Origin of the sequence: Acinetobacter sp. 22512 (genome assembly GCF_052044755.1) — a bacterium.
GTDB lineage: Bacteria > Pseudomonadota > Gammaproteobacteria > Pseudomonadales > Moraxellaceae > Acinetobacter > Acinetobacter pittii.
The window spans coordinates 1-14,386 of record NZ_JBQENP010000001.1; the positions used below are offsets into that span (position 1 = coordinate 1).

15 protein-coding genes and 2 pseudogenes are annotated in these 14,386 nt (G+C 35.9%); 4 read left to right on the forward strand and 13 right to left on the reverse strand.

Annotated features, from left to right (window positions below; all coding sequences use genetic code 11):
* From ACTJJG_RS00005 to ACTJJG_RS00020, 4 genes and pseudogenes are all read right to left on the reverse strand, one after another.
* Window positions 1-318, reverse strand: a pseudogene (locus tag ACTJJG_RS00005) (ShlB/FhaC/HecB family hemolysin secretion/activation protein); the annotation flags it as partial.
* Between the two features lie 199 nt (window positions 319-517).
* Entirely contained in the window at window positions 518-706 is a 189-nt protein-coding gene (locus tag ACTJJG_RS00010) for a type II toxin-antitoxin system Phd/YefM family antitoxin (RefSeq protein ID WP_000435195.1), read from the reverse strand.
* A 61-nt stretch (window positions 707-767) separates the two neighbouring features.
* Window positions 768-2,036: a DcaP family trimeric outer membrane transporter gene (locus ACTJJG_RS00015; protein WP_233752363.1), complete on the reverse strand. Its 1,269-nt coding sequence runs from the start codon at window positions 2,034-2,036 to the stop codon at window positions 768-770.
* A 156-nt stretch (window positions 2,037-2,192) separates the two neighbouring features.
* Entirely contained in the window at window positions 2,193-2,870 is a 678-nt protein-coding gene (locus ACTJJG_RS00020) for an RraA family protein (RefSeq protein WP_017399161.1), read from the reverse strand.
* 198 nt (window positions 2,871-3,068) lie between these two features.
* Between ACTJJG_RS00020 and ACTJJG_RS00025 the strand changes: the two genes are divergently transcribed.
* Together ACTJJG_RS00025 and ACTJJG_RS00030 are read left to right on the forward strand one after the other, a co-directional pair.
* Entirely contained in the window at window positions 3,069-4,058 is a 990-nt protein-coding gene (locus tag ACTJJG_RS00025) for a hydroxyacid dehydrogenase (RefSeq protein ID WP_230445296.1), read from the forward strand.
* Window positions 4,059-4,133: 75 nt separating this feature from the next.
* Entirely contained in the window at window positions 4,134-5,453 is a 1,320-nt protein-coding gene (locus ACTJJG_RS00030) for an MFS transporter (protein ID WP_372552847.1), read from the forward strand.
* 60 nt (window positions 5,454-5,513) lie between these two features.
* Here the strand turns inward: ACTJJG_RS00030 and ACTJJG_RS00035 are convergent, their stop codons facing one another.
* The 3 genes from ACTJJG_RS00035 to ACTJJG_RS00045 all read right to left on the reverse strand — a co-directional run bounded on the left by ACTJJG_RS00035 (window position 5,514) and on the right by ACTJJG_RS00045 (window position 7,318).
* A complete protein-coding gene (locus tag ACTJJG_RS00035) occupies window positions 5,514-6,212 on the reverse strand; it encodes an IclR family transcriptional regulator (protein WP_002113797.1) in 699 nt (232 codons plus the stop codon).
* 203 nt (window positions 6,213-6,415) lie between these two features.
* Entirely contained in the window at window positions 6,416-6,874 is a 459-nt protein-coding gene (locus ACTJJG_RS00040; RefSeq protein WP_372552846.1) for a DMT family transporter, read from the reverse strand.
* A gap of 9 nt (window positions 6,875-6,883) precedes the next feature.
* Window positions 6,884-7,318, reverse strand: a complete 435-nt coding sequence (locus ACTJJG_RS00045; protein WP_372552845.1) for a DMT family transporter — start codon at window positions 7,316-7,318, stop codon at window positions 6,884-6,886.
* Between the two features lie 99 nt (window positions 7,319-7,417).
* Here ACTJJG_RS00045 and ACTJJG_RS00050 point away from each other — a divergent pair, with 99 nt between their 5' ends.
* Entirely contained in the window at window positions 7,418-8,350 is a 933-nt protein-coding gene (locus ACTJJG_RS00050) for a LysR family transcriptional regulator (protein WP_372552844.1), read from the forward strand.
* 379 nt (window positions 8,351-8,729) lie between these two features.
* Window positions 8,730-9,194, forward strand: coding sequence for a DoxX family protein (locus ACTJJG_RS00055; protein WP_372552849.1), 465 nt, complete (start codon window positions 8,730-8,732; stop codon window positions 9,192-9,194).
* A 74-nt stretch (window positions 9,195-9,268) separates the two neighbouring features.
* Here the strand turns inward: ACTJJG_RS00055 and ACTJJG_RS00060 are convergent, their stop codons facing one another.
* From ACTJJG_RS00060 to ACTJJG_RS00085, 6 genes and pseudogenes are all read right to left on the reverse strand, one after another.
* Entirely contained in the window at window positions 9,269-9,712 is a 444-nt protein-coding gene (locus ACTJJG_RS00060; protein WP_032063363.1) for a hypothetical protein, read from the reverse strand.
* A 129-nt stretch (window positions 9,713-9,841) separates the two neighbouring features.
* On the reverse strand, window positions 9,842-9,982 hold the full coding sequence (locus tag ACTJJG_RS00065) for a hypothetical protein (RefSeq protein WP_032070696.1): 141 nt from the start codon (window positions 9,980-9,982) through the stop codon (window positions 9,842-9,844).
* Window positions 9,983-10,175: 193 nt separating this feature from the next.
* Window positions 10,176-10,523 (reverse strand): TonB C-terminal domain-containing protein, encoded by a 348-nt coding sequence (locus ACTJJG_RS00070; RefSeq protein ID WP_032070697.1) that lies wholly within the window; start codon window positions 10,521-10,523, stop codon window positions 10,176-10,178.
* A 104-nt stretch (window positions 10,524-10,627) separates the two neighbouring features.
* On the reverse strand, window positions 10,628-11,068 hold the full coding sequence (locus ACTJJG_RS00075; RefSeq protein WP_228132973.1) for a hypothetical protein: 441 nt from the start codon (window positions 11,066-11,068) through the stop codon (window positions 10,628-10,630).
* Window positions 11,069-11,420: 352 nt separating this feature from the next.
* Window positions 11,421-11,654: pseudogene (locus ACTJJG_RS00080) on the reverse strand (TetR/AcrR family transcriptional regulator); the annotation flags it as partial.
* Window positions 11,655-11,763: 109 nt separating this feature from the next.
* Complete coding sequence (locus tag ACTJJG_RS00085; protein WP_025466713.1) at window positions 11,764-14,163, reverse strand: membrane-bound PQQ-dependent dehydrogenase, glucose/quinate/shikimate family; 2,400 nt, start codon at window positions 14,161-14,163, stop codon at window positions 11,764-11,766.
* Window positions 14,164-14,386 lie beyond the last annotated feature (223 nt).

The following is a 14,386-nucleotide window of genomic DNA, read 5'->3' on the forward strand; positions in this document are numbered from 1 at the left end:
TTTTTTTATAGCTTTAACCACAAAGTTAAATTGCTGTAGTTCAGACTCAGACTGACCATTTAAAGGGATAAGACTAATTTCTTTAACCGTTACACATGGGCTTTCTTCAACAACTAAATGCTTAAAATCCTGTAATGGTTTTGTATTTTCATAAGGAGTTTGCTGAGCAAGCTGGTCTTGTAATTGCTGGTTAAGCTCTTTTAAACGTTGATCTTGAAGCACCTGGCTGGGCAAAGAAACATCTTCAATCGCATAGACATATTGGTGAAAACCCGCAAAAAGAATAAGGGAAGAAGTTATAAAATTCTTAGTTAACATTTTATAGACAGAATTGTACGTATAAGAACTTTATTTTACACAAAAAAACATATTATTCAATTTTTCTTTATCTTTTGATAAAATAAAGTTTATGAAGATTAAGTAACTAGCGGCCTTCATCTTATTAATTTTAATCAAAAAATCATAATTTTATTTTAAAAACCTTTATGGAGATGCTTGAGAAACGGATAGATGGGGGTTAAAAATCTTTGTTTTTTAATTTATTAAGCTCAAACATTGCATTTTTATATTCAAGGTATGCTTTTTCACTAATTAGAACCACAGCATCTTTCTCTTTTCGTGTAATTTTTACGGCGTAACCTAACAGCACTCTTTCCATGACCTTCGAAAATTGTGATCTTGCATTGGCATAATTAATTTGTTCCACAATATTAGCCCTTCTCAAATAAAAGAAAGCCACTTCTGATATTAAAGTGGCTGTGATTACATTAAAAATTGTATCGACCTAATAAGTTGATTCGAGATAATTTCCCTTCTAAATCTGAAAATGTTTCTCTCTTTCCATATGTGTATTCAACACCGAGATCGACTTTCTCAACAGGCGTCCAAAATAAATTGACGCTTGCATTGATTAGCCTTTTATTTTGATCACGGTTATTTTCTGAAAAATTTGAATCTTTATAGATAAGGCTACCAGCGGACAAAGAAGAACGTAAATTTTCATTCCATTTACGCAGATACCCTAACTCAATAGAATCAAATTCACTTAAATACATCCGATTTTGATCAAAGTAGAAAGCATCATTATCTTTTGAATAAAGCATGTAACGGTTATCGCCAGCGATGTGATAGTAATTAAACACAACTGAGTCATTTTCAGAAAGCTTATACTTTGTGCCTAATCCAGCACCCCAAGCAAGTTTAGTTTGCTCTTCATTCGTGTCAGACACTGCTCGATTTTCATGAAGCATGCCGTGCAATTGAACCAAAAAATCTGGATTTTTAAATTCATATCGCATGGTTAATGCAGGAAAACGGCTTCCACCTTCTACATTTTTATTTTCAACATCACCGCCTTCCAAAGCGAATAATAATTTTTGTTTGGCATCAACGATGTGCTGATAACGGATTTGAATATTACGCTGAGTTCCTGTGCCCATCGCACCTGTAAAATCAACCAAACTTGGAGCTGTATCACTATTTACAAAAGGTGAAGTCGTCTGACCAATTAACCAATTTCCTAGTGAAATATAAGCGTGTCTAACCCGAACCGAACCATTACCGTTATCTCCACCACTTCCCATGAAGTCGGCTTCTAGCTTTCCAACCAAATCTCCTTTCGAGGTGGGCTTAACAATATCCACCCCTACACGTGAAGTCGCGGCAGAAACATTTAATGATTTGCTTGTTGAGTTTGAATTGTCTAATGGTATTGATCCTGTCTTATTCGCAATTGAACGCGTTGAACCTTCAAAATCATATGCAGCATCAACACGTATATTTCCATAAAATTTAATTTTAGTCTGATCAGCCGAAATAGGCTTGTCAGTGTTTGATGTTTTGTTTTGACTCAATTCAAGTGCTTTATTCAATCCGTTATTTTGATTTAAATTCTGCCTCTCCATGAGATAATCTATTTGCTGTTGTAATTTAATTATTTTTTCATTTAGCGCTGAGTTATCTTCGCTTTCAGCTTTGGCTTGCTGCAAAGTAATACTCATTAATAATGATAAAGAAATTATCCCTTTATATTTCATGTCCTTTTCCTTTAGACGAAATCACATAGACCGAATTGAAATTTCCTATTTTTCAATCACTAAAATAATGATTATTGAATTAACTTTAGATAGGCTAACGAAGCTCAATCATTGACTTCGCTAGTTCCCTTTGTGTTTGCATGGTTTTGAATAACCTTATTCGGGTAATTCACATCCCTTTTGTTTTAAGCTGTTAATCACCCAACTACGATCATTTTCACCTACGGCGATTTGCTCTAATTGCTTTTGTTCAGCAGCATGTTTGGCGCTTGCTTTCAGATAAACTTCTTCAACTTCCGCATAAGGCACGCTTAAAAGTCCATCTTCATCACCTAAAATCAAGTCTCCAGGTTCAACCACCATTCCATTAATCGCGATAGGAACATTAATTTCCCCAGGTCCGTCTTTATAAGGTCCTCGATGTGAAATTCCTGCTGCAAAAAGTGGAAAATCGCCCTCTCCAATTACAACCGAATCACGAATAGCGCCATTAATAACGATGCCAGCTATACCTTTCTTAATGGCATAAGCAACCATCATCTCTCCAATTAATGCATTGGTTAGATCGCCACCAGCATCAACTACAATGACGTCTCCCGGCTGGGCGATATCAATAGCATAGTGCAACATCAAGTTGTCACCCGGACGAGCCTTAACTGTAATGGCAGGCCCACAAAGATATCCCTTTTTATGCATTGGTCTTAATTGAGCCCCACCTGAAGTCATTCGATTCATTGAGTCACTGACATTAGCGACTGGTAGATCTCGATATTGCTCAATCCATTTTTGCTCAACTTTTCTGTCGTTTTTTAGCACTCTAAAACCAATTGCCATAACTTTTCCCTTAGATCAGTTTTCTTGTGCAAATTAATATGACAGCATTTTTTTGAAATGTCATTTCATTTTTAATTAAATTTAAACTAAAATTTACTCAATTTTTAAATTTATTTTTACTATTGACTATTTTTTTGAAATGTCGTTTTAATAATATGGATTATTAAGGACGTATTTTGCTCAAAATACTTAAATGGAGTGCAAGTCAAAATGAAACGTAAAGTTCTTATCACGGGGCCAACATTAACTTCAGATGCGTTACTGTATGCTCAGTCTCATGATATTCAGTTGATTCCAACTGAACCCTACATGGCAAAAGATGAAATGGAAAAACTCATCCATGATGAACAGCCTGATGCAATCATTGTTCGAACAGGCAAACTTTCTAGAGATATGATTTTTGCTTCTGATAATTTAAAAGTGATTGCAAAACATGGTGTTGGGTTTGACACAATCGACACTCAAGCTGCTGCTGAACGAAAAATTCCTGTCACTATTGCAGTAGGCGCGAATGCACAATCTGTTGCCGAACACGCTTTTGCACTCATGTTTAATGTTGCTCGACAAGTCACATGGTTAGACCAACGTATTCGAGAAGGTCATTGGGACAAAGCAAGTGCAAATGGTGTAGAGCTTTATGGCAAAACGTTGGGCTTAATTGGTTTAGGGACAATCGGTAGCATACTCATGAAGTTAGTGGCTCCCTTAAACATGAAAGTAAAAGTATATGATCCGTTTTTACAAAATTTGCCAGAGCTCGATTATGTAGAACAGGAACACGACTTTGAAAAACTTTTAGAAACCAGTGACATTATTAGCCTACATTGCCCACTCACAGCTGAGAATAGACACTTATTTTCTCATGCCCAATTTGAAAAGATGAAACGCTCAAGCATCTTAATCAATACAGCACGTGGTGAATTAATTGATCAAGCTGCATTAGTTGATGCACTAAAAAATAATAAAATTGCTGGTGCAGGTTTAGATACCTTTTCTTCAGAACCACCAGAAAAAGATAATCCACTATGGGAATTACCTAACTTGGTTGTGACTCCTCACATAGGAGCAAACACAACAGATTCACGTAATCGCGTCGGTCTTTTAGCACTTGAACAGATTGTGAGTATTTGGGATGGCCAATTACTAAACCCACGAGCTATCGCTAACTGGAAGTTACTCAATAGCTAATCATGGAACTCAATTGTTTCTAAGCTTTTAGATGCGAGAACAATTAAAATACTGAATATAAAAAAGGATTTTTTTATGTCTACAGAATACTCTCAACCGAGTGCGATTGAACGCGAAACGATGCGCAAGGTGGCGTGGCGATTACTGCCATTTTTAACACTTTGTTATGTCATCGCTATTATTGATCGTGGCAATATTGGTATGGCTTCATTACAAATGAATGAAGATCTTGGCCTAACAGCTACTGCTTTTGGTTTTGCCAGTAGCTTATTTTTCTTTGCATATTTTCTATTTGAAGTACCCAGCAACCTCGCCATGCAAAAATTTGGAGCAAAAGTTTGGATTGCTCGAATTATGGTGACGTGGGGAGTGATTACAGCCGCAACAGCTTTCGTTGAAAGCTCTACATCGTTATATATTATGCGATTCTTACTCGGTGCTGCCGAAGCAGGGTTTTTCCCGGGTGTCATTTTATATTTAACCTATTGGTTGCCTGCAAACTATAGAGCCAGAATGGTCGCAATATTTATGGTGGCGATTCCGGGTGCAAACTTTATCGGTTCACCACTATCGGGACTTTTATTATCGCTAGATGGCTGGATGGGCATGCGTGGGTGGCATTGGCTATTTATTTTAGAAGGTATCCCTGCCATTTTATTAGGTATTGCCTGCCTATTTGCACTCACAGATCGACCAGAACAAGCAAAATGGCTTAATAGCGAACAAAAAGCTTGGTTAGTTGAAAGATTACAGTTTGAACGTCAACAAAAAACCCCAATTGGCCATATTTCACTATGGCAACTTTTAAAGAATAAATATATTTGGTTTATGATCATTATTTATTCTGGTGCTTCTGCTGCTGGCAGTACAATGAGTGTTTGGGCACCACAATTAATTAAATCATTTGGTTTGAGTAATTTAGAAATCGGTTTAGTGAATGCGATTCCTTATGGCCTAGCTTCTATTGCAATGATTTTTTGGGGTCGTAGCTCAGATCGTAAAAATGAACGCCGTTGGCATACAGCAATCACACTATTGATGATCTCATTTGGTTTATTAATTGCTTTGTTCACGTCTTCACTTATTGGCACAATCTTTTTACTCAGTGTCGTATTAATTGGTGCTTATTCTATGAAAGGTCCTTTCTGGGCTTTAGCATCCTCATGGATGTCACCGACTACAACGGCGGCAGGTCTAGCAGCCATTGGTGCATTTGCCAATCTGATTGGTGGCGGGTTGATAGTAAATATCTATGGCGCAATTCATGATGCAACAGGAAGCCATGCTATTGCCTTACTTCCACTTGCAGCCTTAAATCTCGTGTCGGCTATCATGGTTTTCGTTATGTCTAGAAAGAAAGCTGTTTTGTTTAGCCAACCACAAAGTACTTCATAAACAATATACATAAAAAGGGGCTAACGATTTAGCCCCTTTTTTATATCTACAATATTAGAATTAATTACGAATACTCTTACCACCTAAACTTTTCGTTAAATCATCTGCAATTTTGAAGAAAAAATCCCCCACAGATTTTGCAATTTCCGCAGTAAAACGACTTGATGGCCCCGAAACGACTAATGCTCCAACTACATCATTTTGAGCGTCAAATACTGGCAATGCCATTGAAGCAGCATGTGGCTCCGTTACACCTGTTGAATAAAAAGGTTCAGTTCTTGCTAAAACCTGTTCGTGTGTTGATCGCAATGCTTGAGCGCCTGCTGCCCCATCCATTGGTCGAACTTCGCCCGGCTGAATATGAACACGCAGTCGATGGGTAGAGTTCACTCTATATTGGCAAAGACGATATGCCCCATGTTTAACGTAAAACGAAGCAGTTTCACCAGTTTCATCAACAAGTTGCTGTAAACACGGCACCACATGTCTTTCTAGATCTAAAGCATCTTGATAAATTGTATTTAAACGCATAACTTCGCTGGCAAGCGTATATCTGCCATCCGAAAGACGGTTAACAAAACCAAAATCTTCTAGCGAAACGATTAAGCGCATGATGGTTGCTTTATTTAATTCTGTTCGTTCTGCGAGTTCTGCTAGGGTTAAAGATTTATCACCTATTCTAAAAGCAGTTAACAAAGTTAAAAGGCGATCAGCCGATGCATTTCCGCTTGTTGCTGGGTGAGGTTTAATTTTAACCATGTTTTTCCTACAATAGCTTGATATCAATTTTAATGTATTGAATTAGGTTTTTAACTTTACCATATTTCTTATATTTTAATTCTATCTCTCGACAGCAACTTCTTTCATTTATCAAAGTACTTAAAATATGAAGCATAGCCTCATTATTAGTGTGCTTTACAACTAACAATGAGACCTATATTAATTTCAATTTTAAGCTTGTATTACGCTTCTATCTTTTTGTCTTTACTACCTGAATAGATAAAATATAAAGCAATCCCTAAGCAAATTAGCGCTCCTAATCGATACGGTGAAAAAGAGAGCATTTCATTACCAAACCAGCCAAAGTTATCAATCAAGATACTCATCAAAAGTTGTCCAAAAATTACAGCTACCGTAGCTACGGCAGCTCCAATTCTTTGCACGGCCATTACCATAATGACAATATACGGCACTCCACACATAGCACCCAACAACTGCCATTTAGGAACATCTAACAAGGTTAAGGTTTGTTTTGGTTCAAAGTAAAAAATAAGGAGCGCCGTAATTAACGCACCGACTGAGAAAGTCAAAAAAGCACTACGAAATACACCAACTTTTGCTCCAAGTTGACCATTAATTGCAGCCTGTACACTCAATAAAGCACCACCAATGACGGCGAGAAGGATCATTAAAATTGTCATGCGGGTCTCCTATGCTTTTGCGACAAGTACAAGTGCAGCAACAATAAAGATGAGTGCCAAAATTCGTTTACGGTCTACCTTTCGGTGTGGAGTTCCTAGTAAACCATAGTGGTCGATGATCAGGCTTTTAGATACCTGTCCCGCTAAAATGCCAATCATGGTCATTGCAATGCCAATAATTGGAGTAGTAATGGTCAAAATAATGACGTAAGCAGGGCCAAGAACACCACCGAGTAATTGCCAAGAAGGAAGCGTAAAAAATGAAGGACTATTACGTGGACTAAAAAACAGCATGAGTAAAAAGGTAAGTGCTGCACCCACACCAAAAATACTAAACGTGGCCCATAACTCACCCACTTCCTTTCCTAACGGCCCTAAAAACCCCGCTTCGACCGATAGCCCCATACCCCCTAAAATGGTTAGGAGTAGTAATAGAATTTGCATCTACATTGCCTCTTCTGTATCTAGGCAACGAATACTAAGGTAGCCAATTCATCAGAAAAACAGCATAATTTATGAATCACTTTTGCAGAAATTGCACAAATGGATTTAACAAATTCGATTGATATCCGCACGCTTCGCTTCTTTATTAGTGTTTACAATGCTCAAAACTTCTCGAATGTAGCGCGTAAAGAAGACGTATCTGCATCTATGATTTCTCGAACCATCCAACAGCTTGAAGATGCGTTGGGACAGCAACTTTTCTACCGAAATACACGAGCAATCACACCGACCGAATCGGGCAAATTATTTTTTGAATATGCAAAAAGAATTACCGAACAATTTGATGAAGCACAAAAGGCATTACAAGATAAAACTATAGAGCCATCCGGACTCGTCCGCATTAATGCTCCTGTATTTTTTGGTCAACGGCATATTGCGCCGTGGTTGGCGGGTTTATCAGAACGTTATCCAAGACTTTTAATAGAGCTAATTCAAACCGACGAATTTATAGATCCATTACGCGAAAGCACCGATTTAATATTTCGCATTGGAACGCTAACTGATTCATCATTTCATGCACGTATTTTTGCTACACAAAAGTATCATTTAGCAGCATCTCCTCAGTATGTTGCTAAATACGGTACGCTTGATCACCCAGCAGAACTTAATCAACACAAATGTCTAGTCTATAAAGGTTTTGAAGGTCCTAACCGCTGGTTAGTGAGAAAGCCTGATAAAGAATGGGTACATTATCCAATTACCCCCTTACTTTCTTCAAACAATGCCGAGAGTTTAATGACAGCTGCGCTTCATGGTATGGGTATTGTTTTATTTCCTGATTGGTTGATTGGGGAAGCTTTAAAACAAGGTGATTTAATAAAGCTTTTACCTGAATATGAAGTCGCGATTAAATCGCAACCCCAGCATATTGCAGCCATTTATCCAAATGTCCGCCATCCCCCACTTAATATTAGAGCAGTGATAGATTATTTTTCAGAAATCTATGGAGACACACCGTATTGGCAGAATTAATTTTGTAAATAGAGTAAAAGAGATCAATTAACTAGTATCTTTTTGATTTATAACAAATCTATAAAGACTTAGCCGCAAATACTAGCTATTATTCTTTTTGTTTTTGGATCGATAACTATCGTGACTCTGTCTGGGCGAAATTCTTCTGTAACTGGCTCCCCAACATAAGCACTTCGATAAACTCTCGTATTAGTTGCCACCCATAAGCCATATAGAATAAGGCTTACGGTATAATAACAATCTATTAATTTATAAAATAAAATCAGGTAATTGCGTTCATTGTAGGAAATTGAAAGACAAATATCATACATCACAAAACTTGCTTAAGCTTGAACACTTCATCCATATTTCTAGAATATTTCTCCACTTTTCCCGCTCTATGTTGAAAATATTTTTCCAAAATCCCCTCTACTCCACAAAATTTAATAATTTTTCTCTAGCTCTTATAAGAATATCGATTGGGCTATTCTTTTTAACGACTGGATATAACAAGCTTTTTGTAGAAAAGAATCAACAAATTATGTTGGATACCATAATTCATGCAGGAATACCATTTCCTGAGTTCATGGCTGTCTTTGTATCACTTTGTGAGTTTGTACTAGGACTAATGCTTACCATCGGGCTTTTTACTCAACTTTCTTGTTTGATCTTAATCTTTATTTGTTTTATTGCCTTCTTCACAGTAGGCATCTATACAATTCCATCAGGACTAGATTTAATAACTTGGACAAGTTGGTTTTTTTATATTCATGATCTAATTTATATATTTATTCTAACTTTTATTCTTTCCAAAAAGCCTGACTCTTTAACCCTTGATCATTTATTATTTAAAAAGTTTATGTAAATAAAAAGCCCTGCTAACAATCAGTCTTTAGCTGGGTTCTCTTTAGTGAAATATGTTTGACTAATTTAACTAATTTAATACTGATACTTATAATTAAGATATAGAAAATAGAGAGCGTACAATACTCCCGCGACAATGAGAGTAAGAAAGAATGAAACTAAACATATGATTTTCATTTCAAATGATATATTCGCTTTAATTCCTGTCTCTTGCTCTCTTCTCTTTATAGAAAGATAACCTTTCATATTCCAAAAAGTGAAAAATATAATCGTAATAATTATGAGACAAAGCAAAAGATAGTATTCAGATGTGAAAGGATTATTGATAGCGTCATTGCATTTTTGCTTTTCTATTATTTCTGCTTGAGTTAATTCAGTTTTCACTGAAACACCCCATTTCTGACTATCAGGTAGAAAATACTTATATTCACAATAATCTATAAATTTTTCTTTCTGATCACGTCCATCTCCTTTAGTTCCAGAAGATGATGTGTGATTAAGTCTTACTGTAGTTGTCATTTGCCATTTGTATTTAAAAATTTGGAGCAATTATAAATACCAACTTGCTCCAAACTCAATAAACACCACTACAATAAAAAAGCCCATCTTCCGATGAGCTTTTTTATTTAATTAAGATTATCAAATGCATTAGGCTTTAAATTCTGCTAATACAAAGTTTTTTACTATTTCATCAAAATTAGGTTTTAGTAGAGTTGGCTTGATATTTTTTATAGTTCTATAACAATAACTCGCTGCAACTCCCATACTAATCAAAGCTAACAATTTCATTGCTCACCTCACTTATTGGGAAGAGTGAAACTTAAAGTATCATTCGCGTTTGTAGTGTTCCAACTCGTTTTAGGGAGGTTTCTGTATATTTTTTAAGCAATGTGTAATAGAAAAAGCCCATATCTTGGTGAGCTTTTTTTAAGGCCAGTAGTGCAATTTACTTACATCGCATCCAATATAACGCAAAAAAGATTTATTCTTCGGTTTTAACTTCGTCTGTAGCTGGAGTAATTATAAATGGTTGACTGAAGTAAACTGGATAATCCAGATTCTTATATCTAAGATTCAGCTTTTCCTGAAATTTCTTAAAGTTTGCAGCTCTGATCATTTTTAAAATTTTTTCATCTTGCTCTGGATCACCACTACTCTTTGTAAGAATTACCTCGAACGAACCATTTTTATATAGTTTTATACGTGCCTCTGCTGTTAGATCTTTTGGTCCTAGTTTAGTGGTTTGAGCACTTAGAGTCTCTCCATTTGCATGAATATTCATGCTGAGAATTAAAGCAAATAATCCACTTATTAAATATCTCTTTATCATATTTTACCTAGTTACGTTTACATATATTTTATAAGCGATACGAACAATCATTTAAAATAACTTTATTGCTTAATTTAAAGTTTGGAATTTCTTTTATAAAAAGTTTAAATTTCTTCATTCCCTTCACCCTTTTTTTCCAAAAAATTTTTTAATTTTATTTTTACTTTTTCATAAAATTCTTTTTGTTTTTTAAGTATGCGTTGATTTACTATTTCATCCTCTTTTAATCCTATTTCGATTCTCAGTTCTCTTTGCAAGTCTAAAGCTTTAATTCCATAGTCACGCATAAAATCCATCACCTCAATCTGCATTCTAAATCTTTCTGGTTCATTTCCTTCAAAGTCATAGAACTGCGTACCATAGTGCCTAATCTTGAATAAATCCTCTATCAGTTGCATTGTAAAATCTAATACTTTTTCTTTGGTCAATGGATCAGAAATGAAACTAGTCTCATGTAAAGAGGCAATTAATTCTGTCAAAGCTAAACTAAAATTTTCTTCGTAAACGTCCTTATTTAAGTTAATGAAAGAAAAAACTGCCATCATAAAGTTTTGCCAGTTACGGACTAAATCCAGATAGATATCTCTTTTTGCCTCAGCTAATTTATCGATTTTATATGCTTTTAAAGTAAATTGAGCAGTAAAAAAAAATTGAAGCTAATAAAATGCACCACCTAAAACAGCTGCCCAAAGTGCGTAATTAGCTTGAATTTGTGCACCTTGAATTGTTGCAGCTGCTGAAATCAGTTCATCCATAAGATTTAAAATTTAGTTTTTAATAATCATAAATATAATATAAAAAAGTTAATAATATTTTCTAAATATTATAAATAATTAATCTCCTACCGCATGATCTTAAATTCATCAATATAAATTTAAAGAAAGTAATATTTCCTATTTAAAAAAACCGCCACACCACCATATCCCTCTCTTCCAAACTTTTTGAGCTTAAAATCTGGAACATCAAGCCATCAATTAAGTTTAAAACCATGTTAGCACTTGGTTTTAACGTATGGTTTTCCAAACTAAAAACCAAATCAAAAAGTTCTTTAAGCAGCTATTTTCTATACTCAATTGCCATGTGGTAGGCCTGCGAGTAAATCTGTTTAGTTTCAAAAATGGCTTTAAGTATGCGGTGCCGCCCAATTATGCCACCACACCTCAAGCAGTAAAACTAAGAAAAAAGAGACCTTTTATGGCCTCTTTTTCTAAAAAATAGAACTTGGTAAAAGATTTTAAATTTATTTTTTCATTAGTTTAAAAGCAACTACATAGTCACCGGGCGGTGTTTGCATAAAGTAATGGCCACCTGCAACAATAACAACATACTGCTCTCCATCAATAGAATAAGTCATAGGTGTTGCTTGTCCACCCGCAGGTAATTTGGCACTCCAGATCGACTTACCAGTTTTACTGTCAAAGGCATGCAAACGGTTATCAGTTGCAGCAGCAACGAATACAACTCCACCATCTGTAATAATAGGCCCACCATTATTAGGTGTACCAATATTAATAGGTAAATATGTTGGCAATCCAAATGGACCATTGTGCTCTGCAGTTCCCAAAGGTTTTTGCCAAATCACTTTCTTGGTGTTCATATTAATAGCAGTAACCATTCCATATGGTGGTTCATTACAAAGCACATTGGTAATTGGAGCATAGAATGGTTGAACATTTACTGCATAAGGAGATTCAGCCATTGCTGCAATTGAGCCATTTTTCTTAGCACTAAATTTCGGATCATCCATCGGTAAAATACCTTCTTGATCTGCTTTAGCTCTTGCAACCAACTGGTTGTACATTGGGGTATTACTCCAGTTAGCGATCAAAATACCATTTTTAGGGTTATAGGCTATGCTTCCCCAATCACTACCACCATTAAATCCAGGATATTGAATCCATGGTTTATTAACCGTAGGAGGAGTAAATTCACCCACATAATATGCTTGTCTATATTTAATACGACAAAGCATTTGATCAATTGGTGATATGCCCCACATTTTTGATTCTGTTAAATCTGAAAACCCTAATCGAGGAATATCTACAGACCATGGTTGTGTAGGCGAACGCACATCATCTGGAATAACAGATTTAGGAGCTTGGCGCTCGACAACTTTTGAAATGGGTTTACCTGTAATTCGGTTTAATACAAATGTCTGTCCTCTTTTTGTTGGCATAATGAGCGCTGGAACAATCTTTCCTGATTGATCTTTATAATCAAGTAGAGTTGCTTGTGATCCTAAATCATAATCCCATGCGTCCTTATGAACAGTTTGAAAGCTCCATTTTTTTACCCCTGTTTGAGCATCCAATGCAACAACTGTGGTAGAAACTTGATTTTCTTCTTCTGTACGTAAAGCGCTATAGTAGTCGGGGGCCGAACTTCCTGTTGGAACATAGACTGTATTTAATTTTTCATCAACAGTCATAACTGTCCAAGAGTTAGGCGTACCACGGCTATAGGTTTCACCTTTTGGAGGTAATCCATGTCGATTTGGTTGTCTTACATCCCAAGCCCATTTAAGAGAGCCAGTATCAACATCGTATGCACGTATTACCCCGGATGGTGCTGTACGGCGTTGGTTATCTTGAACTTTATGGTTGACTACAATTACTCCATTTACTACAGGGGGTGGCGATGTAACAGCCATGAATCCTGGAACTGTATGACCAATCCCTTCTAGCAAGTTAACATGTCCATTTGTACCAAATTGGGGACATGCCTTTCCTGTTTTTGCATCTACCGCTATAAGTTGCATATCTAGTGTGCCTTCAATCACCTTTTCATGACATATTTCATTCTCAGGAATTACTTTTGAAGTATAGAACGTGACACCGCGACACACTGCGGTCGACGGTAATTTTTCATAAGCTAAATTATGCTTATATTCCCAAATTTTCTTACCAGTACGCGCATCTAATTTCAGCATGTTATTGGTAGCAGTACACAAGTAAAGAGCATCATTGACTTTAATTGGTGTTGTTTGGGCAGCCCATTTATTTTTTTTATCTACAGGAGGCATATCTCCTGTACGCGTTACCCAGACTTGTTTTAACTGATTAATATTTTCAGGGTTAATTTGATTAGTGGGTGAAAAACGGGTTCCCTGCGCATCTCTTCCATAATACCGCCAATCACTATCTGGTTGAGTACTATCCGCATGGTATACATTTGAAGTATTTTGAGGAATTTGGCTTGTATCGAGAGAAGTGAAATAGGGATACCATGCTAATGCACCTGCTATAACAAAACATGTAACAATAAAGCCGGTAAAACTATAAGCAACTCTTTTTCGTATACCATGCGCAATATATGGCAGGAGTAAAGATAAAAAAAATGCGAATACAGCTATGGTCGCTACACGAGGTATCCAGCCCCAAAATCTTGTACCAGACTCCCAAATTGTCCAAATGAGTGTGTACACAAAAACTATGCCAAAGATTTTAGCGCCTATAATCTTGTTTAGATATAGATATATACTTGATATTATGAGTAATAATCCAGTAATGCAGTAATACCAAGATCCATTTAATATTATTAAATATGCTCCACCACCAAACAAAGTCAGAGCAAACAATAACTGTATCACTGCATAAGCTTTTATAAAAAAGCTTGCACTCCCTATAGATTTAGAGCCCATTATTACCTCTTTTTAAATTATTTTTAAACATAATTCCAAGCCATATCTTTAAAATCACCGTATATAATTTCTATTCACAGTCACAGTATCTAGATTTAAAAAATTTGCGAAAGGTTAGGTGAATTTTAAAGGAATAGAGAGTGTGAATAATGCTTAAAAACAGTAGAAGATAGATTTTTCTACAGACAAATACTTTTACAAAGACACTATTAATTATAATTTT